Origin of the sequence: Micromonospora sp. NPDC049175 (genome assembly GCF_043197345.1) — a bacterium.
Taxonomy (GTDB): domain Bacteria; phylum Actinomycetota; class Actinomycetes; order Mycobacteriales; family Micromonosporaceae; genus Micromonospora.
Genome location: NZ_JBICSY010000005.1, coordinates 505366 through 526621 on the forward strand (window position 1 = coordinate 505366; position 21256 = coordinate 526621).

24 protein-coding genes and 4 tRNA genes are annotated in these 21256 nt (G+C 67.0%); 22 read left to right on the plus strand and 6 right to left on the minus strand.

Annotated elements, in window-relative coordinates:
• Nucleotides 1-41: 41 nt before the first annotated feature.
• Nucleotides 42-641 (plus strand): hypothetical protein, encoded by a 600-nt coding sequence (locus tag ACGFH8_RS22620; protein ID WP_393370186.1) that lies wholly within the window; start codon nt 42-44, stop codon nt 639-641.
• Between the two features lie 297 nt (nt 642-938).
• Here ACGFH8_RS22620 and ACGFH8_RS22625 read toward each other — a convergent pair whose 3' ends face one another.
• Nucleotides 939-1433 carry a YajQ family cyclic di-GMP-binding protein gene (locus ACGFH8_RS22625; RefSeq protein ID WP_393370188.1) on the minus strand — a complete coding sequence of 165 codons (495 nt, stop codon included), beginning with the start codon at nt 1431-1433 and terminating at the stop codon, nt 939-941.
• 147 nt (nt 1434-1580) lie between these two features.
• Here ACGFH8_RS22625 and ACGFH8_RS22630 point away from each other — a divergent pair.
• The 5 genes from ACGFH8_RS22630 to ACGFH8_RS22650 all read left to right on the plus strand — a co-directional run bounded on the left by ACGFH8_RS22630 (nt 1581) and on the right by ACGFH8_RS22650 (nt 6346).
• A tRNA-Tyr gene (locus ACGFH8_RS22630) sits at nt 1581-1664 on the plus strand.
• A 129-nt stretch (nt 1665-1793) separates the two neighbouring features.
• Nucleotides 1794-2624, plus strand: a complete 831-nt coding sequence (locus ACGFH8_RS22635) for a hypothetical protein (RefSeq protein ID WP_393370191.1) — start codon at nt 1794-1796, stop codon at nt 2622-2624.
• Nucleotides 2625-3976: 1352 nt separating this feature from the next.
• The gene (locus ACGFH8_RS22640) at nt 3977-4888 is read left to right on the plus strand and encodes a hypothetical protein (RefSeq protein ID WP_393370193.1); all 912 of its coding nucleotides are present in this window, start codon (nt 3977-3979) and stop codon (nt 4886-4888) included.
• 44 nt (nt 4889-4932) lie between these two features.
• Nucleotides 4933-5466 (plus strand): hypothetical protein, encoded by a 534-nt coding sequence (locus ACGFH8_RS22645; RefSeq protein WP_393370196.1) that lies wholly within the window; start codon nt 4933-4935, stop codon nt 5464-5466.
• A 103-nt stretch (nt 5467-5569) separates the two neighbouring features.
• On the plus strand, nt 5570-6346 hold the full coding sequence (locus tag ACGFH8_RS22650) for a glycosyltransferase family 2 protein (RefSeq protein ID WP_393370199.1): 777 nt from the start codon (nt 5570-5572) through the stop codon (nt 6344-6346).
• Here the strand turns inward: ACGFH8_RS22650 and ACGFH8_RS22655 are convergent.
• The 3 genes from ACGFH8_RS22655 to ACGFH8_RS22665 form a co-directional block, all read right to left on the minus strand.
• Nucleotides 6336-6773 (minus strand): hypothetical protein, encoded by a 438-nt coding sequence (locus tag ACGFH8_RS22655; RefSeq protein ID WP_393370202.1) that lies wholly within the window; start codon nt 6771-6773, stop codon nt 6336-6338. The two genes, ACGFH8_RS22650 and ACGFH8_RS22655, sit on opposite strands and share 11 nt — an antisense overlap.
• Before the next feature lie 130 nt (nt 6774-6903).
• The gene (locus ACGFH8_RS22660) at nt 6904-7704 is read right to left on the minus strand and encodes an SAM-dependent methyltransferase (protein ID WP_393370204.1); all 801 of its coding nucleotides are present in this window, start codon (nt 7702-7704) and stop codon (nt 6904-6906) included.
• Nucleotides 7705-7895: 191 nt separating this feature from the next.
• A complete protein-coding gene (locus ACGFH8_RS22665; RefSeq protein ID WP_393370207.1) occupies nt 7896-8417 on the minus strand; it encodes a hypothetical protein in 522 nt (173 codons plus the stop codon).
• A gap of 101 nt (nt 8418-8518) precedes the next feature.
• Between ACGFH8_RS22665 and ACGFH8_RS22670 the strand changes: the two genes are divergently transcribed.
• A complete protein-coding gene (locus ACGFH8_RS22670) occupies nt 8519-8653 on the plus strand; it encodes a hypothetical protein (RefSeq protein WP_393370209.1) in 135 nt (44 codons plus the stop codon).
• A gap of 11 nt (nt 8654-8664) precedes the next feature.
• Here ACGFH8_RS22670 and ACGFH8_RS22675 read toward each other — a convergent pair whose 3' ends face one another.
• A complete protein-coding gene (locus ACGFH8_RS22675; protein ID WP_393370212.1) occupies nt 8665-9171 on the minus strand; it encodes a hypothetical protein in 507 nt (168 codons plus the stop codon).
• 141 nt (nt 9172-9312) lie between these two features.
• On the opposite strand from ACGFH8_RS22675, the gene ACGFH8_RS22680 reads away from it, so the two are divergent.
• On the plus strand, nt 9313-9816 hold the full coding sequence (locus tag ACGFH8_RS22680; RefSeq protein ID WP_393370215.1) for a DUF4265 domain-containing protein: 504 nt from the start codon (nt 9313-9315) through the stop codon (nt 9814-9816).
• A gap of 466 nt (nt 9817-10282) precedes the next feature.
• Here the strand turns inward: ACGFH8_RS22680 and ACGFH8_RS22685 are convergent, their stop codons facing one another.
• Nucleotides 10283-10636, minus strand: coding sequence for a hypothetical protein (locus ACGFH8_RS22685; protein WP_393370218.1), 354 nt, complete (start codon nt 10634-10636; stop codon nt 10283-10285).
• Between the two features lie 360 nt (nt 10637-10996).
• Between ACGFH8_RS22685 and ACGFH8_RS22690 the strand changes: the two genes are divergently transcribed.
• The 14 genes from ACGFH8_RS22690 to ACGFH8_RS22755 all read left to right on the plus strand — a co-directional run bounded on the left by ACGFH8_RS22690 (nt 10997) and on the right by ACGFH8_RS22755 (nt 20926).
• The gene (locus ACGFH8_RS22690; protein WP_393370221.1) at nt 10997-11506 is read left to right on the plus strand and encodes a S1 RNA-binding domain-containing protein; all 510 of its coding nucleotides are present in this window, start codon (nt 10997-10999) and stop codon (nt 11504-11506) included.
• Between the two features lie 801 nt (nt 11507-12307).
• Nucleotides 12308-14764 carry a putative bifunctional diguanylate cyclase/phosphodiesterase gene (locus ACGFH8_RS22695; protein ID WP_393370223.1) on the plus strand — a complete coding sequence of 819 codons (2457 nt, stop codon included), beginning with the start codon at nt 12308-12310 and terminating at the stop codon, nt 14762-14764.
• Nucleotides 14765-14857: 93 nt separating this feature from the next.
• Nucleotides 14858-14930 (plus strand) — tRNA-Thr (locus tag ACGFH8_RS22700).
• Nucleotides 14931-14954: 24 nt separating this feature from the next.
• Nucleotides 14955-15027 (plus strand) — tRNA-Met (locus ACGFH8_RS22705).
• Nucleotides 15028-15162: 135 nt separating this feature from the next.
• Entirely contained in the window at nt 15163-15330 is a 168-nt protein-coding gene (gene rpmG / locus ACGFH8_RS22710) for a 50S ribosomal protein L33 (RefSeq protein ID WP_007073056.1), read from the plus strand.
• A 125-nt stretch (nt 15331-15455) separates the two neighbouring features.
• A complete protein-coding gene (locus ACGFH8_RS22715; protein WP_393370226.1) occupies nt 15456-15902 on the plus strand; it encodes a MaoC family dehydratase N-terminal domain-containing protein in 447 nt (148 codons plus the stop codon).
• A 1-nt stretch (nt 15903) separates the two neighbouring features.
• Entirely contained in the window at nt 15904-16296 is a 393-nt protein-coding gene (locus tag ACGFH8_RS22720; protein ID WP_393370228.1) for a MaoC family dehydratase, read from the plus strand.
• Between the two features lie 129 nt (nt 16297-16425).
• Nucleotides 16426-16498 (plus strand) — tRNA-Trp (locus ACGFH8_RS22725).
• A gap of 213 nt (nt 16499-16711) precedes the next feature.
• Nucleotides 16712-17104: a preprotein translocase subunit SecE gene (gene secE, locus ACGFH8_RS22730; RefSeq protein ID WP_393370230.1), complete on the plus strand. Its 393-nt coding sequence runs from the start codon at nt 16712-16714 to the stop codon at nt 17102-17104.
• A gap of 39 nt (nt 17105-17143) precedes the next feature.
• On the plus strand, nt 17144-17866 hold the full coding sequence (gene nusG, locus ACGFH8_RS22735; protein ID WP_393370233.1) for a transcription termination/antitermination protein NusG: 723 nt from the start codon (nt 17144-17146) through the stop codon (nt 17864-17866).
• 187 nt (nt 17867-18053) lie between these two features.
• A complete protein-coding gene (rplK, locus tag ACGFH8_RS22740; RefSeq protein ID WP_357079466.1) occupies nt 18054-18485 on the plus strand; it encodes a 50S ribosomal protein L11 in 432 nt (143 codons plus the stop codon).
• Between the two features lie 78 nt (nt 18486-18563).
• Complete coding sequence (gene rplA, locus ACGFH8_RS22745; RefSeq protein WP_393370235.1) at nt 18564-19280, plus strand: 50S ribosomal protein L1; 717 nt, start codon at nt 18564-18566, stop codon at nt 19278-19280.
• A gap of 87 nt (nt 19281-19367) precedes the next feature.
• On the plus strand, nt 19368-20240 hold the full coding sequence (locus ACGFH8_RS22750; protein ID WP_393370237.1) for an ATP-binding cassette domain-containing protein: 873 nt from the start codon (nt 19368-19370) through the stop codon (nt 20238-20240).
• Nucleotides 20237-20926 carry a hypothetical protein gene (locus ACGFH8_RS22755; RefSeq protein ID WP_393370240.1) on the plus strand — a complete coding sequence of 230 codons (690 nt, stop codon included), beginning with the start codon at nt 20237-20239 and terminating at the stop codon, nt 20924-20926. The genes ACGFH8_RS22750 and ACGFH8_RS22755 overlap by 4 nt, the downstream gene beginning before the upstream one ends.
• The last annotated feature ends 330 nt before the right edge of the window (nt 20927-21256 follow it).

Consider the following 21256-nt stretch of genomic DNA (forward strand, 5'->3'; position numbering starts at 1 on the left):
AGCCGGTATCTCGCTCGGCGATGGCTGGCATCATCGCCCGGATGCGAACAAGCGAGCTGCTGCGCCGACAGGACGAGCTACAGCGTGAGGCGCTGGAGGTGCGTGCAGACCTCGGTCTGGACGCCCACCTCTCCGCCCACGGCGAGGTTGTCTGCGTCGGCAGCGCCGCGCTCGGCCTGATGGTGTGGCGCGACCTCGACCTCACCGTGGTCTCGACCCGGCTCGACGCCGAGGCTGTGGCAACGACAGGCGCGCGGATCGCGACACATCAGCGCGTACGTGAGGTGACCTTCCGCAACGACACCGGTCGCTGGAACATCGACCCTACCTATCCCGACGGCCTGTACCTGAAAGTGCAGTGCGCCAGCCAGCTCGGCGAGATGTGGTCGGTCGACATCTGGTTCGTCGACGAGCCAGACCGCCAGCCCGACCTGGAGCACCTGCGGACGCTGCCGCAACGACTGACCACCGCGAGCCGCGCGGCGATCCTGACGATCAAAGACGCGTGGGCAGGTCGAGCGGAGTACGGCCAACAGGTGCGAAGCTGGGACATCTACACGGCGGTGCTCGACCACGGAGCGCGCACCGTCGACGACTTCGACGCGTGGGTACGTGAGGCCAGGCCAGATCGTCGCGGTTAAGGCCTGTTTCATCAGGGCGGTCGTGCCGAGGCGGGGTCCGGGCGGCGATCCGGCAAGGCGCGGTCTCGGTCCGATACCGGTGTTGTATCCGGGCGGAACCGCAACGCCGCCGGTCGTCGTCCGGGGCCCGCCGCAGGCCGGCCAGCTCTTATGACAACAGGCCTTAGTCGGAGGTTGTGGGGCCGCCGCCAGGCCGCCGGAGGCCGAACAAAGCCAGCCAACGATGACCAGTGGCGACGACATCTGCGCAGGCCGCGGGGCCCAGGTGAGCCAGCGACCTGCGGTGGAGCGGTTGCCCTACCGGTAGTTGTCGAACTGCAGGGCGACGCCGAAGTCCTCGCCCTTGAGCAGCGAGATGACCGCCTGGAGGTCGTCCCTCTTCTTGCCGGTGACCCGCAACTGGTCACCCTGGATCTGCGCCTGCACGCCCTTCGGGCCCTCGTCGCGGATCTTCTTGCTGATGGCCTTGGCCTTGTCGGCCTCGATGCCCTGGACGACCTTGCAGTCAATCTTGAAAATCTTGCCCGACGGGCGTGGCTCGCCCGCGTCCAGCGCCTTCAGCGAGATGTTCCGCTTGACGAGCTTCTCCTTGAACACGTCCAGTGCGGCGCGCACACGCTCCTCGGTCTCTGCCTGAAGGCCGATCGCCTCGTCGCCAGACCAGGAGATCTCCGCCCCGGTGCCGCGGAAGTCGAACCGAGTCGCGAGCTCCTTAACCGCCTGCCGGAGGGCGTTGTCGACCTCTTGACGGTCAACCTTGCTCACGATGTCGAACGACGGGTTCGCTGCCATGTTTCTGCTCCTGCTGTCCGGCGGTCTGGGCCTGCCGTCGGCCGCCGACCAGCGGCACGACCCCCTGACCGTACCCGGTTGCGCCGGTACCGGGGGGAGCCGCTATCCTTGCTTCCGCCGCCGCGTTACGACGCGGTGGGGTGCCCTGGCGGGTTGCCCGAGCGGCCAATGGGAGCGGACTGTAAATCCGTCGCGAAAGCTTCAGAGGTTCGAATCCTCTACCCGCCACCAGGCAATGACGAGGCCTCTGAACTGCGGAAACGCGAGTCAGGGGCCTTCGTCGTCTCGTGCCAATGTTGACCACGGTTGTCCCTCGTGAACCTGCCAATCGGGCACGTAGCGGGCACGAAGGGGGTACGCGTGGCTTGGGTGAACTTCGGCGGCTTCGTGGCCACTACGGATCCCCTGGACGCCTACGGTGGCATCAGCCTTCCTGAGCAGTCGCTGCGGGACCTCATGGAACGGCTCAACGACGGCAGCCAAGCCATGACCGGTCACCATGACGGCCTCCTGCCAATACGAACCCGCAACGTCAAGGCGGAGATGCGGCCCACGCCGAAGGGTGGAGTCGGGTTATGGGTTGAGGGCGAGGCAGACGAGGCGGAGTGGACGGCCCTCGGTGAGGTTGGGGGGTTCTCCGTCGGTGGCCGAATGGACCTCGCTGAGGAGCATTGGCCGGCGCAGCCGAAGGTAGCGCTTCGAGTGTCAGCGGACCTGGGCTGGTTTCCGCCGCAAGATCTAACGGCCGCGCTTCGTCTCATGAGCCGAGATTTCGGCGTTCGAGGGAGCCATCTATTTCAGTTATCGGCGCTGCCTCCCGCGAGGATCATCGTGGAGGTCGCCGCACCTGTTCTCGCTGCGCTGGGTCCGAACTTGGCGGCGTCCGCCATCTGGGACGGGCTGAAGCTGCTGCTCCTGCGATTCCAGGTGAAGAAGGCCGCGCTGGTCCGTCAAGAGCCGGCCATCCAGATTCCTCCGCCCGCTCTTGAGTTCGACATCAGCGGCGGCGATAACTTCAGGGCGACTGCTCAACTTCGGACCGAGGATCCGGAGGTGCTGAAGCTCGCTCTCGGAACTATGAACGCCGCCATCGATGCAGCCCGGGGCCCGCGAGGTCCTGTTGAGTCGTCTCCTGAGCGGCAGCAGCTGATGTACTTCGATCCCGAGTCTGGGGAATGGCATCAGCGTTAGCGGAACGTCGTTGGAATCGGGTGGCACGGCTTGGTGCTGGAGGCATCCTTCGTGTGGCCTTAATGCATAGGTACGAAGGGGTGCGACATGGACAGTGCGGGCAGTTCGGCCGACCTCAGCGGGGCCCTCGGCATGCTTCCAGGCGGCCCTCGGGGCAAGGGTGCCATCTACTTCTGCGCGTTGGTAGCCGACAGACAGGGATCTGTAGCTATGCCTGGCGGCTCTGGTGGGGCCAACCTCCTTCTACTTGAAGGCCCGGGACGCCAATCTGGCGGCGCTTAAGATGAGCCTGCATGGCCCCGATGACAGGCACACGGAGACGGGCCCTGGTTTCAAGGTCGGATATGACCCCTCCTTCCAGAAGGACGATGGGGAGTCGGACGTCCTTACTGTTGCCACGCCCGGCTGGCTCCCCCGGTGGTTCAGCGGCCACGCGGTGTCCGAGGAGGACACGCACGTTCTCCGGCTTCGGTTTCCCTACGACCTCTTCATCCCTGGGGTGCCTTCGGCCCCCGCGCCGGCGCAGGTCAAGGCCAGGGACTTCGCTGGCTTGATTTGGCCACCTGAGCGGCACCTCTACGTCGTAGACGTGGACGTGTTCGTCTCCAAGAGACGACCGTATTGGCCGAACGAAAGCCAAGCAAGGCGGGACAAGGCCTGCCTTGGGCCGTTGCAGAGCAAGGCTGGCGAATACCTCACGGCCGTCAGCGTGCACCGGTCGGCGCTAGTGACCCCTACCCCGCTGGCTAAGGAACCGAGCCCCAAGAATGCTGCGGACCGATTGCGGGGGATTGGGGCAGCGGTGGACGAACGGGGGTTCTTTGGATCTGCGAACAGTGGGTCTCTCGATCCGCGCTCGAAGCGCTCGCCGCTGAGGAGAAGCAGTCAGGTGTTCAGACTGTCGAGTGAGTCTGGCGGATCTCCTCGTCGGGCTGTCGTAGACCGTCCAGCCTCCCGGACGGGGACAAGGTGGAGCGCCCTACCGGACGAACGACTTTGGCCCCGTCCGGGAGGCTGGTAGCCCTTGTGGTGCCCGACGAGGGGATCCGAGGTGGCATCTCTGAGGAGGGCCGGGTTCGGGGCGGAGCCCCGAGGTCTTCTGGGTCTTGGTCGTCTCGTGTGTGGCCGGCCGGCCCGGCCGATGCCCGGTCGGAGGTCGCCAGCAGGCCGGGGCCGTGCCGGCGCGGCCGCCTTGATTAGAAGAGGCCAATTCGGCAGTGCGGTTCAAGTCAGAGGGGCGCTGATCGTTCAGATAGCCGCCGAGGCGTTGACTCGCTGCTGGTGGCAGGGTCTATGCATAACGTCTAGTCCCTAATAGAGTCTCCTCACGGCCTGTAACAGATGGGGTGGGGATGAGTGACGTTCCTGGGGAGAACTTGCCGGAACCGTGGTTTGCGGAGAGGTCCGGCGTAGTTTTGCTATATCGCATTAACCGTCGGCCACTCCCGGAGCCGTCGCTATTTGCGTATCAACCCGAATTGTTTATGGACCACCTTGTCGAAGTGTTGCAGTTCGGGGTGCCGGAAGTGACGGGGCGTCGCAACAAGCGAGAGTGGAGATTAGGGAACAGGGAGATCACTCCCGATGAGGATGCGTTATTCGGTCAGATCGGATGGGTGCGGACTGACTTTAGGGCTGCCGACCACTACAACGAGGAAGAAATGCGCTGGGAAGACCTCGTCGAGGGTCGTGAAGTATCAGCGCGTGCACCCTTCGTTATCGATGGAGGGAGTCGCATACTAGGCGTCCTGCAGCATCCTTCTTTTGCTCCCACCACTGTCGCGCAGGTCTTTGAGAGTCTTCTCCGTCGAGGTGAAGAGGGAAGAGAGGCCGCATCCACTGAATGGGCCGTGGAGCCGATTCTTGATGAGCAGGATTTCTTGAGTTGGCTTCGATCGGTGGACTCAGTCCAGCGGATCACGATGGTCGCCAAGCTTCCGAACCCCGATGCATTGCCTGAGTTCGAACCAGTATGGGACCGGATGCAGCAACGCAAGGCCAGGCTCCTGAAAGAGATCATGGAGGCGGCCAACGTCGAAGTAGGGCTTCAGGATCTTGAAGAAGACGCCCAGGTTCGTGCCTTCCTCGCGATGGGTACCAATGCCTTCGGTTACGTCGTCGCCGACGGGCGGCGAGGGAGGCATGACACGAGATATGACCAGCGTGAGAGGTCGGCCCACGAGCGAACCGACGAGCTACCATCGAACTGGATGCAAGTCCTGGGGATCATGCTCGGCATGATTCGGGATAGGCGGCGGCAATGAGTTTTGGGCGTGGGGATTTCGGATTCTGGCGAAACCTAGCGAGGATGTCAGTTGGTCAGTTGGTCGGCTTGGAGGGGCTGCTAGCCGTACTCCTCGGCGGCGCTGGCGGTGTCCTTTTGGTTCTGAAGGCGTCCCTTGAGGTCCGAATCGCTACGGCAGGTGACATTCTCACCCTTGGCTCGGCTTTGGTTGGGGTCATCTTCGCTGGCTTTGCTCTTGTGATCGCACTGCTTTCGGACCGGTACCTGCTTCTCCTTGAGAAGTCGCCGAACGGTACTAGGGCGTTCCTTGCGCCCTTCCTGATCAATATTGGCGTTCAAGTCTTCGTCGTGATTCTGTCCGTGGTGTATCGAGCCGCCGTGAAGTCCTTGCCTCCTCCTGCCGAGAAGGTTATTTTCGTTGCACTTTGTGTCCTGTTTTTATATGCAGCGCTGAATATCGTTGCCCTTGCGCGAAGCGTCTTGGCGCACGGGGCGACTCGGGCAGAACAAGCAACGATCGACGAGTTGCAAAGGGTTGTCGATGCCCGGCGTAGGCCCGAAGGTATGACGGACTCTGGCGGTCGAGGTGCGAGGTAGCTGCCGCCCTATGGCCCGCCATTCCACATCCTCCGACGCAAACTAGCTTCGTGGTGATGCCGGGTGACCGCACCGAGCTTGTCTACTCCCACAAACTCCAGCGGTGGAAAACTTGACGCAGCTCGTCTCGGTCATCACCCCGGTCCACGCGCCCAGCATCGAGCACCTGGCTGGCGCCTACGAGTCGTTGGCCAAGCAGGAGATGCCTGACGGCTGGGACTGGGAATGGCTCGTCCAGGAGGACGGGCAGACTGGCGCCCTGGCCGACGCGCTGCCCGACGACCCCCGGATCAGTCTGGGTACGGGCCGCCCCGGTGGGCCTGGAGTTGCCCGTTCCCTCGCGCTCTCCCGGGTCTCCGGGCAACTCATCAAGGTGCTGGACGCCGACGACCAGCTGACCCCCGGCGTGCTCGCCCGGGACATCGCCGCGTTCGACGCGCACCCGCAGATCGGCTGGACGACCTCGCGGGTACTCGACCTGCTGCCCGACGGTTCGACCGCCGGGTGGGACAAGGACCCGGCCGGCGGGGTTATCGACCGCGGCTCGGTCCTGTCGTTCTGGCAGGCCAACGACTACCGGGCATCGGTGCACCCGGCGACCCTGTGCCTGCGGCGGGATCTCGTCTTCGCCCTGGGCGGCTGGATGGCGCTGCCGGCCTCCGAGGACACCGGCCTCCTGCTCGCCGCCAACGCGGTCAGCGCGGGCTACTTCACCCGGGAGTACGGCCTGCTCTACCGCAAGTGGCCCGGCCAGGTCACCAGCCAGGCCGCCCACCGGGAACCGGCTGAGTACCGGGCACCGATGAGGATCATCGAGGCCCGAGCCAGCGCCTTAGCCTCGATGATCCCGAACGGTTTCGGCGGCTGCGCTACGGCGTAGCTTCGTGCCCTGGCATCCCGTGGGTGCGGCGCCGCTCCTTCATCTCCGCCTCGAAGATGTGTCGTCGGCCGCCGGCCAGCTTCTCCCGCGCGTCCCGCTCGATCTCCTGGAACGCGGCGTAGTAGCCGTCGTCGAACTCCTCCAAGATTTGGAAGGTCCACCGGCCTGGCAGCAGGTTCCGACCCAGTAGCTCCTGCTCTACGCGGTCGGCGACCTCGTCGTGTCCGGCCTCGTGCATCAGCTTGACCACTCGATCGAGCGTCAGGTCCGCTCCGCCCACAAGCTGGTGAGCCGAGTAGAGGTGCCCCCGTACTCGGTGAATCGTCTCAAGGGCCTTGCTCAGCTCGCCGAGAGCTTCGACCGTGGTGTTATCTACACCCGCAGGGCGCGAGTGTTCTTCGTCTACCGAGCGGTTGGTGTTGTCCATGGGGCACAAGTACCCAGGTGCCCTCGTGCTATCCATCCGAGTTGGGTGGTAACAGGGCAATCTCAATATCGGGGCCCTCGCGCCGTTACGAGGCATGCTGCGCCCCCGGCCCTGGCGAGAGGCACTGCGGTTAATCAGCTGCGATAGGACGGTATTCGTAGTCCACAGGGATGGACGTGATTGGTTCGTCGAGTGCAGCCTCTGGCAGGCGGCGGCATACGGCTCGGACATATCCAAGGTTGCGGCCTTGGTCGGCCTTCAAAGCCCCGATTTCCGCGCTGTTGTCAGGGGCGACAGCGTATTGCCATTCCAACCATCTCTTCCATCCGTCGGGCATTGCATCGGCCGCCTCCACCGCGACTACTCCGCTGCGCTGCCAGTGCCGAGACCACCAGCCGGCGGAGTGCAGGCAGGCCATGCTTGGTTCCCACCAGCCGGCGAGATGATCAGGAATGGGTCCGTCAATCTCCTGCATCAGTCCGGCATTGGCAATGCCTATCAGACCGCCTGGCTTGACAAAGCGCGCAAGGTAGTTCATGAACAGATCGTCGGTCCCGAAGTACATGAACGAGTCGATGCTGGTCACGGCATCGAAGAAGCCCGTCGAAAACGGCAGCGACTTCGCGTCTGCATGCAACGCGAACACGCTCTTGTCGAGGCCGGCATCACGGATTCGATGAGCGCGTTCATCTGCTCCGAACCACAGGTCCACCGACCATACCTCGACGCCGAATTCACGGCTCATGAAGATCGACGAAGCTCCGCGACCACTGCCGAGATCCAAAACTCTCATCCCTTTTTGCAGAGGCATCTGCTGAGTGAGCCACTCTGTGAGCCAAAGCGAGTTGGCTCCCCCGCTGACGCACGACTTCAACCAGTCAAGCGAATACTGCGAGGATCGGGGAAAACTCAACGATGCTTCATTAGTCATGTGTTATCGCCTCTCGTTTAAATGGATGATCTTTTGGTGCATTGTTCAACCTCGGCGAGAACTGAGAGTAGCCTTCCGGGCTTCCCCTCTGCTACGGGAATTCATGCCCGTGGCCCCAGCCGGGCCAGGCTTCAGGGCGACGAGACCATGAACGACAAGATCGGCGACGCACTGGGATGAGAGCCCGCGCTTCAGTCCTTCTCGGCGGTCGTCGCGTCGCCGAGAAGGCGCCCAGCTTCGGCGACGACGGCCACGTCCATATCCCTGGTTTCGGTGCTGGTGTGCGGTTGCCAGTCGTGAATGGCGTCTACGAGCTCGTAGGCGTTGTCCATGGCGATCAGCTCGGCTGCCAGGGGAGTCCCGTCGTGGGAGATGAATCGGTATGCCCAAGAGGTGAGGTCACGAGGCGTGATGGCCTGTGCGAGCAGTCGCCGGGCCATGAGTCGGAGGGCTTCCTCCTCGCTCTCTCGGCTTCCCTCGGCGTAGTAAGTCAGAGAGAGTTCCGACAGCGCGCCTTCGAGCCATCGCCGCAGCTCGTCATTCTCCTCGCCCTTCACCGGCGAGATGCCGGCGAGGATCTGGAGAGTCGGGCTGTCTATGCCCGCAATGAGGCAGTCGCAGGCTGCTTCGATCAACTGGGCCGCGGTGCCGGAACGGACGCTCCAGAAGACAGCGGCGTCCTGGAGACGAGCGAGGGCATCCTGACCGAGCATCGCTACATGATCCGGCAGCGCGGCCCCGCTGTCGCTGGCTTATCCGCGGCTCGTCTGCCGGCCGTACGACCTGCGGCACGCAGCGGCTTCGCTCTGGCTGAATGGCCGGCGTCCCGCCGACCGAGGTAGCCCGGCGCCTGGGCCACGGCGTCGCCGTCCTGTTCCGCGTCTACGCCAACTGCATCGATGGCGGTGACGACACCATCAACGACAAGATCGGCGAGGCTCTGGCGTGATCCTGCCTGAGTCAGTCGGTGGAGTCGGCGCCTTGGGTGGCTACGCCTGTGGCGGTCAGGCGTCGCGCTTCGGCAAGAACGCGAGCGTCGACCTCCGCTTCGGTTTCCTCGCAGTACTCCAGCGTGTCGTACACGTCGTCGAGCATGACCAACTCCTCGGCGAGGGGTGTGCCGTCATGCCCGATGACCGAGTGGGTCCAGCGAGCCAGCTCGCGCGGGGAGAGGGCGCCGACGAGAAGCTTGGTAGCCATGATGCGTACGGCAGCGTTCTCAAGCTCTTCGCTGCCTCTGCGGTAGAAGCTCAGGCCAAGCTCGGCGAGGGTGGGTTCAAGCCACTGGAGCAGATCCTGTTCGGTGGCGGTGGACGAGACCCCGGCCAGGATGCACAACGAGGGGCTGTCAACGCCTGCCACGAGGCAGTCACAGGCAGCCCCGATCACCTCGGCTGCCGTGCCCTGCCCGATGCTCCAAAGGGTGGCGGCGTCCTGGAGGCGGGTCAGAGCATCCTCGTTGTGCATCGGTACATGGTCCGCCGTCAGCGTGGCGCTGTCGCCGAAATATCGGCCCACCAAGAGGATGTGCCCGGCGTTCCGTCGATCGAGATCGTCGGGCGGTGGTGTGCGGTGGGAGCGTCCGCCCTCCCAGGGAATGATGCGGGCATGTTTTCACCCGCACCGGACCGCACCCCACCGGCCGGCGATCACTTCATCAAGATTTGGTTCAAGTTCGTGCCGCGGGAAGGGTGGCTTCCCTACGACACCGAGGGCCTGTGGGGTGTCGCTGCGGGCCCGGACACGGCTCGCATTTGCAACGCTCCGTTCCTTCAAGACGGCGTTGCTGAGGGTGACCTGGTGCGCTTCACCGTGAGTCCGGACGGACTTTGCTGGGCAACCGGGCGGGTCGAGGCGTCGGGTAACTGCACCGTAAGAGTGCTGCCGGAGCGCCGTGGCCCACTCGGACCAAGTGCCGAAGCTGTCTACGACCGGCTGGCACCCTTCGGCATCGGCGGCGAGACGTTCAGCAAGGAACTCCCTCTCGTTGCTTTCACCGTGCCAGCGAGTGCAGATCTCTCCGCGATCAAAGCGACCTTGCAACGAGGCGAGGCGGATGGCTGGTGGAGCTTCGAGGTCGGCTGCGCGACCGACGACTGGGGAGCAGCCTGAACACGGGGCGTCGTCCTGGCGCCGTTGCCGTGGGCGTGGGCACATGGTGGGCGGCTGATCGGTCGGGGTCGCTGCGACGGCGAGAAGGAGCAGCTCAGAGGTGCTGACCGGTACAAGATCACGGACGCTCTGTAAATCCGTCGCGAAAGCTTCAGAGGTTCGAATCCTCTACCCGCCACCAGGCAATGACGAGGCCTCTGAACTGCGGAAACGCAAGTCAGGGGCCTTCGTCGCCCCCGGCACGGCTTAGCCCTGGTGAGGTCGTCTTGTCCAGCGACCCCGCCACCCTGCCGGCGTCGGAGCGCGATCGGCCGAAGGGCAATCGGCCCGTCGAACCCGCGCCGCCGGCTCCGGTGATGCCGCCGGCATCAGTCGCCGTGCTGCCTCCGGTCGGCGTCGTGCAGCCAAACCGACCCCGGGCCGTCGAGACCATCCGATGACGGCCACCCTCGCCGCCGCCCGCCGGCTACCGGAACTCGTGCACGACCTCGATCAGGCCAACGATGTGGGCGTTGAACTCGTCCAGATCCTCGGCCGGCACCCACAGCTCCAGAATGGTCTTACCGCCAGCCTGGCGGACCGGGTACCGACTCAGGAACTCCGACTCGACCCGGAAGCGGGTCACGTAGCCGACGCCGGACGCGGGCACGTTCCAGTCCCGGGCGATCATCACCGCGTAGTCCTCGTTCAGGACCGGGTAGAAGATCGGTTGATCCGGCAGGCGTGGTGGCCATGCCCGCCATCCGGACTCGCGTACGAGATCCAGCTCTTTCGGTCCGGTTGGGCGCCACAGCACCGTCGTACCGTCATCGCTGTTCATGTATGTCGACCTCGCCGCTCGGATTCCTGGTGAGCCCGGACAGTACCGGCGGACCGGCACGCGGAACCACCGCATTCGACCTGCGGTCGGGGTAGGTCGGTGACCGCTGTTGGAGGTTCATCCGCCAGAAGGCGCTGACCGAATCGAAGGCGCTTAACCGTTCGTACGCCGGCCCTCCGACCTGCGCCACGCGGCGGCCTCGCTCTGCCTTAATGCCGGCGTCCCGCCGACCGAGGTCGCCCGGCGCCTGGGCCACGGCGTCGCCGTCCTGCTCCCGGGTCCACGCCAACCGCATCGACGGCGGGAACGACACCAGGAACGACAAGATCGGCGAGGCCCCCGGTTCATTAGGGTGGACCTATGGGGCAGGGGAACGACGACAGCGCGCAACTGAGCTTGGGAACGCTTGAGCGTGGCCAGGTCGCCGCGGGCGTGGTGGTCCAGATCGAGAATTTCGGGGTGTTCGTGGAGCTTGGCGGTGTCACCGGCATGGTGAACTGCCCGGAGTTGTCGTGGAGGCACTTCGATCACCCGACCGACGTCGTGGACGTGGGGGACCGGCTCACCGTCATGGTGCTGGACGTCGACCTCGACCGCGAGCGGGTGTCGCTGTCGCTGAAGGCGTTGCAGCCCGACCCCATGGCCGAGTTTGCCCGGACAGGTCTCGGCGCCGTCCTGGTTGGTGAGGTGACACAGATCGTGCCGTTCGGTGTCCTCGTGGCCGTGGAAGACGGCATCCAGGGGTTGGTCCACAAGTCCGCGCTTGCCCACGATCCTCAACTCGGCGAGCGGATGTCGGTGGAGGTGGTCGACATCAACCTTGTTCGCCGCCGGGTCCGGCTCCTGCCGAACAGGCGCAAACCGTCGTAGATCTGGGCTGCCCCGCGTAGCTGGGCAGAGACGGTCTACCCGGACCTCGCGTACGTCAACGAGGCCGACCGCGGCGGCCACGGCGCCGCGTGGGAGGAGTCGCGGAGCTGCGGGCCGCGTTCCGGCCGCTGCGCAACTCCTGAGCCCGACCCGGGAGTGGATCAGCGTCCGGGCGATCGGGGCACCGGGCGCGGTCACCAGATAGATGACAGTGCCCTGTTGCCGCGAGGTAGCGGCGAGTAGTGTGCGTATCCGGGACAGAGGGGCGACAGTTCAATTCAACTGTTACGTCTAGTAGGTGCGCTTTCCCCTGCTAGGTCGTTTCTTGGCCGTGCCAGCGTGGGTCGAACAGCAGATGGTCTGGCCGGACGTTGTGCCTGCCCGGCCGAGCGGGTCAGCTCGCAGGTCGGTCGGCCTGATCGCGGGTCGGGAACTTTCCTGGCGGACGTCGCTGTGGCACCATCGTGGAATCTCCATCCCCGCACTGCCCCCCTGCCGACAGGAGTTCCCAATGTCTGGTCGAAACTTTGGCCGGCTGCGTATGGCGTCCCTTACCCTCGCCGCGCTGGCCGTTGGCCTCCTAGGTGCCCAATTCGGTGGCGCCTTCCAGTCCACCTCCGTCGAATGGGGCGCGCCCACGGGCCACAGCGTTTCGGTTCCGAGTGGAGCGCAGTCCGCCGTCCTCCGGTGACTCCGGTGCGGCGATGACGTGAGCGATGACAGGGCGGTGCGGTGTCACCTAGGGCTGTCCGACGTCGTACAACCGAACACGCCTGGCTGATCACAGCTCCACTCGCCGGGATGGCGTTGGTGGGATGTCTGGTCATCGCCCTGTCGGTGCCGAGCCACCTGGCGGACTGGCCGATTGCTGTTGCGCTGCTGGTGGTGATGGTCGCTGCCGGGATACCAACGCTCAGCATGGTGGCCCGCCGCCAGGCGGTCGTGGTGACGCTCAGCGAGATCCCGCTGGTGCTGGTGGCGTACTGGTTGTCGCCGCTCCTCGTGGTCGTCGTCGCCACGGCAGCCGAGCTCTTTACCCAGATGCAGCGAGGCTACGCCCCGCCGAAGTTCTGGTTCAACGTCGCCCGGGCGGCGGCCGGCAGCTCGGTGGCCGGCCTGGTGCTGGCCGCTGTGCCGCATCACGAGCGAGTGGGCCCCGCGACCTGGGGCGTGCTCTTCGCCGCCGTCACGGCCAACACGCTCATCAGCCTTGTTGCCGTGGTCGGCGTGATCACGCTCCTGCAGGGCTGGCAGGGCACGCGGGAGACGGTGCGCACGGCCGTCCAGGTCCTGCTGACCACGGTGCTGAACGTGGCGATCGGGCTGATCATCCTCATCGCGCTGGCGACGACCTTCTGGTCGAGCCTGCTCCTGCTGGCCCTCGGGGCGGCCGGCTTCGTGCTCTACCGCTCATACTCGCAGTTCATCCGGCAACACCGCACTCTCGGCGACCTGTATGAGCTGACCCGGGCGATGAGCGAGGCGGGTCAGGCCGGCAACCTGACAGACGTGCTGCTCGGCCGGGTCCGGTCTCTCATGCAGGCGGAGTACGCCACGCTGTGGCTGCCGGCGCAGGGCCGGCACCCCGAAGTCCTGCTGAGCGCACGCCTCGACGACCGGGGTCTGCTCGACGTCGCCCCGACGCCGCCGGTGCTTCGGGAGAAGACGCGTGCTTCAGGTCGGACGGTCGCTCTCGGCCGGGCCTTCGGCGGTGACCCGATGCTGCGGTCCGCGCTCGCCGACTCCAAGGTCAAGGACGTCATCGCGGTGCCGCTGCGTTCCGGGCAGGCGGTGATCGGCACGCTGGAGGTGGTCAACCGGCTCAGCGACGTGGGCCACTTCGCTCCGGCTGACATTCCCATCTTCGAGACCGTGGCGGCGCATGCCGCCGTCGCCCTGGAGAATTCGCGGCTTGTCGACAGGCTCCGGCACGACGCGTACCACGACGCGCTGACCCGGTTGCCCAACCGTCGGCGGATCACCGGCGCGCTCGCGGAGTCCTTCACGATCGCTGCCCCCGGCGAGGTGGTGGCACTGCTGCTCTTCGACGTGGACGGGCTGCGCCAGGTCAACGAGTCCCTCGGGCACGCGGCGGGGGACAAGGTCCTCGCCGAGGTCGCCAGCCGGTTGCGGGCCAGCGCGCCGTCGTCGGCTCTGGTGGGCCGGGCCGGCGGGGACGAGTTCCTGGTGACCCTGCGGTTGGAGAGCGCGGAGGCGGCGCTCGAGTTGGCCGCCCAGCTACGCGACCAGATCCGTGACGAGATGGTCTTCGACGCGCTCACCCTCGATGTGAACACCGCCGTCGGGGTGGCCGTGCACCCGGAGCACGGCAGCGACGCGGCGACCCTGTTGCTCAGGGTCGACCTGGCCGCCACGGCAGCCAAGTCGGTGCCGGGCAGCGTGCAGCTGTTCAACCCCGCGCTGGAGTCCCGATCGTTGCGCCGGCTGGGTCTGGCGGGCGATCTGCGCCGCGCGCTGGACCAGGACGAGCTGGAGGTCTACTTCCAGCCCAAGGTGACGCTGCGGGATCGGCGTCTGGTCGGTGTCGAGTGCCTGGCCCGGTGGGAGGACCCGACGCACGGCACTGTCGCTCCCGAGGACTTCGTGGCGGTGGCCGAGCACACCGGCCAGTTGAGCCGGCTCACCGAGGTGGTGCTGCGCGAGGGGCTGCGCCGCAGCCGGGACTGGGCGCTGGCCGACCAGCCGCTGCCGATCGCGGTGAACATCGCGGCCCGTACGCTCACCGACCAGCACTTCCCGGACCGGGTCCAGGAGCTGCTGACCGAGTACGGGGTGCCGGCGCAGCGGCTGACCCTGGAGATCACCGAGGCGGGGGTGCTGGACGGCACCGACCGGCCCATCCCGACCCTGCGGCGGCTACGTGACCTGGGTGTCCGGCTGTCGGTGGACGACTTCGGCACGGGCGACTCGTCGCTGGCGCACCTGCGCCGACTGCCGGTGCACGAGGTGAAGGTGGACCGCTCCTTCGTGCAGGGCATGGCGACCGACCCGGGGGACCTGGCCATCGTCAACGCCGTGGTGACCCTCTCCCAGCAGTTCGGCCTGGCGGTGGTCGCCGAGGGCGTGGAGTCTGAGCTGACCCTGGAGCTTCTGCAGGACATCGGCTGCGAGATCGGGCAGGGCTTCCTGTTCAGCCGTCCGCTGCCGTACGAGCGGCTGGCCGCCTGGTTCGGCGCCCAGGTCGAGCCGGAATCGATCTCCAACGGGGAGCTGCCGCGCCTTCGTGTCGTGCCCTGACCAGGGCGTAGACGATCACCGGGGATCCGATTTCACCTGTCGAGCCGGGCCGTGTACTCTTACTTCTGCGCGCCCCACGGGGAGTTCGCGCAGGCCCCCTTAGCTCAGTCGGCAGAGCGTCTCCATGGTAAGGAGAAGGTCTACGGTTCGATTCCGTAAGGGGGCTCGAGGGTTCAGCTGGACCCATCGCAGCGGTGTAGCTCAGATGGTAGAGCAAGCGGCTCATAATCGCTGTGTCGCCGGTTCAAGTCCGGCCACCGCTACTCTCGTCTTCCGGGCTCGTTGCCGGTGGTCGTAAGAAAAATGGGCGCTTCCGGCGCCCACTTTGCATGTCCGCGCTGTCAGCGTCTAGGCTGGCGCGTCGTAGTTGTTTCCGTTAGCGAGGAAGGCACTCCGCCGTGGCGAAGGCTACCGATGTCCGGCCGAAGATCACTTTGGCGTGTGTGGAGTGCAAGGAGCGCAACTACATCACGCGCAAGAACCGGCGCAACGACCCCGACCGCATCGAGCTGAAGAAGTTCTGCCCGCGCGACGGTCGGCACACGGTCCACCGCGAGACCCGCTGATCCCGGGCCGGCCTCGTGCCGGCCGGTGTGCAAGCTTTCCAATCGCCGATCTGACCGGTGTGGTGCGGCTCCGCCGCAGCCTGCCGGCCAGGTCGGCGATTGTGCTATCCGTGTAGGTTCGCGGCATGTCCCTGGACCCTTCCTTCGTCGGCCGGACCTATCCGCCGACCGCCCCCTACCAGGTGGGCCGAGAAAAGATCCGCGAGTTCGCCACCGCCGTCGGCGCCACCGACCCGGCCCACCACGACCGGGAGGCCGCGCAGGCGCTCGGTCACCCCGACGTGGTGGCTCCGCCGACCTTCCCGGTGATCGTCACGATGGCCGCGAGCCGCCAGATCATCGAGGACCCGGCCCTGGGTATGGACTACAGCCGTGTGGTGCACGGTGACCAGCGGTTCGCGTACACCCGACCGGTGGTCGCCGGCGACGAGCTGGTCTGCGTCAACACCATCGAGGACGTCAGCACCAGGGGTGGGCACGGCTTCCTGACCACGCGCACCGACGTGCACACAGTCGCCGGGGAACCGGTCGTGGCCGTCTGGTCGAAGATCGTCGTACGCGGGGAGGCCTGAGATGGAGTTGTCCGCCAAGACGTTCCAGGTGACCCGCGCGGACCTGGTCCGCTACGCCGGCGCCTCGGGTGATTTCAACCCGATCCACTGGAGCGACAGGTTCGCCACGAACGTCGGTCTGCCCGGGGTGATCGCCCACGGCATGTTCACCATGGCGCTTGTCGGCCGGGCGATCACCGAGTGGGCCGGGTCGCCGGACGCGGTGGTCGAGTACGGCGTGCGTTTCACCCGGCCGGTGGTCGTCCCGGACGATGACCTGGGGGCCGAGATCGAGGTCACGGCGCGGGTCCGTGAGGTGACCGAGGACGGGCTCACCCGACTCGACGTGACCGCGACCTGTGGGGGCGAGAAGGTGCTCTCACAGGCCCGCGCGACCATCCGGACGACGCGCTGAAGCAGGCCCGCCACGCGAGGCGGAGAGACCGGTTGGGAAAGTCGGGCGGCTACCCGTACACTGGTCCGCCGTGGGGCAAGTGACCCCTGTTCGGTCGTCTGTGACCGGGTGGGGCGAGTGTTGCCGCACAGGGGTGTAGCTCAATTGGCAGAGCAGCGGTCTCCAAAACCGCAGGCTGCAGGTTCAAGTCCTGTCACCCCTGCGCCTCAGGCCTGACCGTTCCCGTGGGTCGCGCCGCCAGCTTGGCGGCGTCCGGCCCGTGGTGGTGGCATCGGCGGGGTGGTTCCGAGGCAATCGGGCCCTCCGGATGATCCACCGGCCGCGGCCCGTCGCGGGACGGTTAGGCCCGGCCGGCGTGACCAGCGCCGCGTACGCCACTCGGCGTGCGACCCGAGATTCCGCGACGGAGGGCGAAGTGGCCGACAACAAGCGGCACGGCGAGGACGCCGGCGACGATCGTCTGGACGACGAGGTCGTCGACGACGTAGCCGACGACGACGCCTCCAGCGCGGACGAGCCGGTTTCCCGGGGAGGCACCGCCACGCGGTCCCGTGCCCGGGCAGAGTCGGCGGACAGCCGGCCGACCACCCGGTCGGAAACGGGTCGGGTGGGCGTGTTCGGCCGCATCGCCCGGTTCTTCCGCGAGGTCGTAGCCGAACTGCGTAAGGTCATCTGGCCGACCCGCAAGGAGTTGCTGACGTACACGGCTGTGGTGGTGACGTTCGTCGCGGTGATGCTGACGATCGTCGGCCTGCTGGACTACGGCTTCGCCAAGGTCGTGCTGTTTGTCTTCGGCAACTCGGACTGACCGGCTGCCTCCAGCCGATAGTGATGGAAGTGAGCGAGCGTGCCTGAGTACGACGAGACCGCCGGACCCGTGGACGAGCAGTCGACGGTCGCGACGGCGGCTGGTGACGAGTCGATTGAGGCCGCCAGCGAGCCGGAGTTCCCCATGACTGAGCCCGAGCCGGACGAGGAGTTCGACCCGGTCGCCGAGTTGAGGCAGAAGCTGCGCTACGCGCCGGGTGACTGGTACGTCGTGCACTCGTACGCCGGCTACGAGAACAAGGTCAAGACCAACCTCGAGACCCGGATCACGAGCCTCGACATGGAGGACTTCATCTACCAGGTCGAGGTGCCGACCCGGGAAGAGGTCGAGGTCAAGAACGGCAAGCGTTCGCAGATCCAGGCCAAGGTCTTCCCCGGCTACATCCTGGTTCGGATGGAGCTGACCGCCGAGTCCTACTCGTGTGTTCGCAACACCCCGGGTGTGACCGGCTTCGTCGGCGCGACCGACCGGGCCGACCGGCCCGCCCCGCTCTCGCTCGACGAGGTGCTGAAGTGGCTGGCGCCGGCCGTCGAGACCGAGCAGAAGAAGTCGAAGCCGGAGATCAAGGTCCTCGACTTCGAGGTGGGCGACTCGGTCACCGTCACCGACGGCGCGTTCGCGTCGCTGCCGGCCACGATCAGCGAGATCAACGCCGACCAGCAGAAGCTCAAGGTGCTGGTGTCGATCTTCGGTCGCGAGACGCCGGTGGAGCTCAACTTCAACCAGGTCGCCAAGATCTGATTGGTCGTCGGCGGCGGGTCCGACCCGCCGCCGACGTCGGCGTACGCCCTCCCGCTCGACCTCGGCGGACGAGTGGGCTGCGGCCTGCGCTACTCTTGAATGTCGCCGCTGTCGCACCGCGCTGACCGTGCGCGCTCCGAGGGCGGCGACAGCCGCATTTTCCCAGCTCCAAGCCCCAGGAAGTGACATGCCTCCGAAGAAGAAGCTCGTCAAGACGTTCACGCTTCAGTTGCCGGCGGGCCAGGCCACGCCGGCGCCGCCGGTCGGCCCCGCGCTCGGCCAGCACGGCGTCAACATCATGGAGTTCTGCAAGTCCTACAACTCGCAGACCGAATCCCAGCGGGGCGACATCGTTCCCGCCGAGATCAGCGTGTACGAGGACCGGTCCTTCACGTTCGTGCTGAAGACCCCGCCCGCCGCCCGGCTGCTGATCAAGGCCGCCGGTGTGCAGAAGGGTTCGGGTGTTCCGCAGTCCGAGAAGGTCGGCTCGGTCAGCCGCGCCCAGCTGCGTGAGATCGCCGAGAAGAAGATGGCCGACCTCAACGCCAACGACATCGCCCAGGCCGAGAAGATCATCGCCGGCACCGCCCGGTCGATGGGCATCACCGTCAACGACTGACGTCGGCCCAGGCCGTCGACCCGACCGTGGGAGGGCCCGCGCCGAGCGGCCCGCCAGAGACCACAGGAGTAGTAAGCAATGCAGCGCAGCAAGAGCTACCGCAAGGCCGCCGATGTCATCGACCGGTCCAAGCTCTACACCCCCGCCGAGGCCGTGAAGCTGGCCAAGGAGACCACCAACGTCAAGTTCGACGCCACGGTCGAGGTCGCCATGCGCCTCGGCGTCGACCCCCGCAAGGCGGACCAGATGGTCCGCGGCGTGGTCAACCTGCCGCACGGCACCGGTAAGACCGCCCGCGTGATCGTGTTCGCCAGTGGCGCGAAGGCCGAAGAGGCCGCCGCCGCGGGTGCGGACGAGGTGGGCACCGACGAGCTTGTCGCCCGGATCCAGGGTGGTTGGCTCGACTTCGACGCGGCGATCGCCACGCCGGACCAGATGGCCAAGATCGGCCGGATCGCGCGGATCCTGGGCCCGCGCGGTCTCATGCCGAACCCGAAGACCGGCACGGTGACCATGGACGTCACCAAGGCGGTTCAGGACATCAAGGGCGGCAAGATCACCTTCCGGGTGGACAAGCACTCCAACCTGCACCTGATCATCGGCAAGGCCTCCTTCACGGAGAGCCAGCTGGTGGAGAACTACGCTGCGGTGCTCGACGAGGTGCTGCGTGCCAAGCCGTCCGCGGCCAAGGGCAAGTACCTCCGCAAGGTCATCGTGACCTCCACGATGGGCCCGGGTGTTCCGGTCGACCCGAACCTGGTGAAGAACCTCACCGGGGACCCCGCCGAGGCCTGAGCCGACAGATCGCTCCACCGGGGCGCCGCCACGACCGTGGCGGCGCCCCGGCGCGTCCAGGCGTCTAGATGTGGCACCCTCTATCCCATGCGGCTGGAGGATGTCTGGTTGCGGTACCACAGGCGTGGGCCGTGGGTGCTGCGCGGAGTGGACGTGCGGATCGGTCCGGGCGAGGTGGCTGTCGTCCTGGGTCGCAACGGGGTCGGCAAGTCGACGCTGCTCCAGGTGGCCGCGGGGGTGCTGCGGCCCGGCCGGGGCCGGGTCACCGACCGGCCGGCACGGGTGGGCTGGGTGCCGGAGCGGTTCCCCGCCGACCAGCCGTTCACGGTGACCCACTACCTGACCGGAATGGCCCGGATGGCGGGGCTGGGCGCGGCGGCGGCCGACGAGGCGGTCGCCTCCTGGACCGACCGGCTCGGGTTGTCCGCCTTCCGCTCGGTCCGGCTGCCGGAGCTGTCCAAGGGCACCGCCCAGAAGGTGGGCCTCGCCCAGGCGATGCTGCGACCACCGGGCCTGCTGGTGCTCGACGAGCCGTGGGAGGGGCTGGACGCCACCACCCGCGAGCTGGTTCCCGAGCTGATCTCCGAGGTGCTCGCCGCCGACGGTGCCGTGCTGGTCAGCGACCACCGCGGGGAGACGGTCCGGCTGCCGACCGCGCGCCGCTGGTCGGTGGCCGACGGGGCACTGACCGAGGAGGCGTCGGCGGCGGAGGAGACGTTCGCGGTGGTCGAGGTCGCGGTCCCGACCGCGCGGGTCGCCGGCACCGTCGCCCGGTTGCGCGCCGAGGGCCACCACATTCTTCGGGTACGCGCCGACGCCTCCACCACCGCACCGCAGTCCCGACCGGCCGAGCCGCCGCAGATGGCCGGTGCTGCCCGACCCGCCGAGCCGCCGCTGACGGCAGCCGGGGAGCCCGAGACCGTCCCCCCGGTCGAGCAGGCAGCGGAGGAGGCCCGATGATCGCCTTGGTGCGGATGCGGCTTGCCGGCTTGCTGCGGACCGGTCGGGCGTTGGCGCCACTGCTCGCCGGCCTCGTCGTGCTCGGCACGCTCTACGGCGGCGGTCGAGCCCAGCCGGACGAGGCGTACGGCGTCTCGGCCGTGGTGCTCTTTCCGGTGCTCGCCTGGCAGACCAAGATCCTTCTCGACGTCGAGCCGGACGTGCAGCGCCGGCTGGCCCAGGTGACAGTCGGGGTGGCCCGCGAGCGGCTGGCCGGATTCGTCGCCGCGGGCGTGGCGGCGTTGGTGGTGGTGGCCGTCGCGCTGATCTTCCCGTGGCTGGTCGGCGGGGTCACCGGCCCGGTGGAGCCGGAGCACAGGTCGATCCCGGTCGGGCTCGCGCTGGGGTTGTGGGCGCACCTGCTCGCCGTACCCGCAGCGGTTGCCCTGGGCGCGTTGGCCAGCCGGGCGTCGGCGGGCGGTGCCGCGTACGGCGTCGCGGTGTTGACCCTGGGCGGTGTCGGCGCGGTGGTGCTCGGCCTGAGCGACTCGGTGGCACCCTGGCTGGCACCGCCGATCATGGCCGCCGCGCGCACCACCGCGGGCGACGCGGCCGCGCTCACGCTGCTGGGGCTGACCGGGTGGGCGCTGGCCTGGAGCACCGTGGTCATCGGCGGCTACCTGTGGCGGCGGCGGGCCCAGGGCTGAGCGGCGCCGGCGTCCGGTGGTGTGGCTCACCAGGCGCGATTTGGCGCTGGTGGCCGGGGCGCGTAGTCTTCAACGAGTCATCCGTGTTCTCATGGATGAGGAACCACCCAAAGACCGCTGGTCACCGTGCTCCGGCACGGTCGAAGGTCCCGCGACAACGGGCGACCCGCGTAGGGCGGCAAGCGTAACTCGGCAGTGAGACATGGTCCGCCGACTGTGTTGATCCACCGGCCCTCGCCCCGTGCGCCCTGCGCCGGGGCTTTTTCGTTGTCGTGCTGCCTCCGCCCCCGTTCCGGTTTCGGCCGTGACGGGGACCAGCCTCGAGTAACG

Bases quoted from the DNA above. Each gene is read 5' to 3' on its own strand.
- ACGFH8_RS22620 (WP_393370186.1), top strand. From the start codon at position 42: ATGCGAACAAGCGAGCTGCTGCGCCGACAGGACGAGCTACAGCGTGAG.
- ACGFH8_RS22625 (WP_393370188.1), bottom strand. From the start codon at position 1,433: ATGGCAGCGAACCCGTCGTTCGACATCGTGAGCAAGGTTGACCGTCAA.
- ACGFH8_RS22640 (WP_393370193.1), top strand. From the start codon at position 3,977: ATGAGTGACGTTCCTGGGGAGAACTTGCCGGAACCGTGGTTTGCGGAG.
- ACGFH8_RS22645 (WP_393370196.1), top strand. From the start codon at position 4,933: ATGTCAGTTGGTCAGTTGGTCGGCTTGGAGGGGCTGCTAGCCGTACTC.
- ACGFH8_RS22655 (WP_393370202.1), bottom strand. From the start codon at position 6,773: ATGGACAACACCAACCGCTCGGTAGACGAAGAACACTCGCGCCCTGCG.
- ACGFH8_RS22660 (WP_393370204.1), bottom strand. From the start codon at position 7,704: ATGACTAATGAAGCATCGTTGAGTTTTCCCCGATCCTCGCAGTATTCG.
- ACGFH8_RS22665 (WP_393370207.1), bottom strand. From the start codon at position 8,417: ATGCTCGGTCAGGATGCCCTCGCTCGTCTCCAGGACGCCGCTGTCTTC.
- ACGFH8_RS22670 (WP_393370209.1), top strand. From the start codon at position 8,519: ATGGCCGGCGTCCCGCCGACCGAGGTAGCCCGGCGCCTGGGCCACGGC.
- ACGFH8_RS22675 (WP_393370212.1), bottom strand. From the start codon at position 9,171: ATGCACAACGAGGATGCTCTGACCCGCCTCCAGGACGCCGCCACCCTT.
- ACGFH8_RS22680 (WP_393370215.1), top strand. From the start codon at position 9,313: ATGTTTTCACCCGCACCGGACCGCACCCCACCGGCCGGCGATCACTTC.
- ACGFH8_RS22685 (WP_393370218.1), bottom strand. From the start codon at position 10,636: ATGAACAGCGATGACGGTACGACGGTGCTGTGGCGCCCAACCGGACCG.
- ACGFH8_RS22690 (WP_393370221.1), top strand. From the start codon at position 10,997: ATGGGGCAGGGGAACGACGACAGCGCGCAACTGAGCTTGGGAACGCTT.
- ACGFH8_RS22695 (WP_393370223.1), top strand. From the start codon at position 12,308: ATGGCGTTGGTGGGATGTCTGGTCATCGCCCTGTCGGTGCCGAGCCAC.
- ACGFH8_RS22715 (WP_393370226.1), top strand. From the start codon at position 15,456: ATGTCCCTGGACCCTTCCTTCGTCGGCCGGACCTATCCGCCGACCGCC.
- ACGFH8_RS22720 (WP_393370228.1), top strand. From the start codon at position 15,904: ATGGAGTTGTCCGCCAAGACGTTCCAGGTGACCCGCGCGGACCTGGTC.
- rplK (WP_357079466.1), top strand. From the start codon at position 18,054: ATGCCTCCGAAGAAGAAGCTCGTCAAGACGTTCACGCTTCAGTTGCCG.
- rplA (WP_393370235.1), top strand. From the start codon at position 18,564: ATGCAGCGCAGCAAGAGCTACCGCAAGGCCGCCGATGTCATCGACCGG.
- ACGFH8_RS22750 (WP_393370237.1), top strand. From the start codon at position 19,368: ATGCGGCTGGAGGATGTCTGGTTGCGGTACCACAGGCGTGGGCCGTGG.
- ACGFH8_RS22755 (WP_393370240.1), top strand. From the start codon at position 20,237: ATGATCGCCTTGGTGCGGATGCGGCTTGCCGGCTTGCTGCGGACCGGT.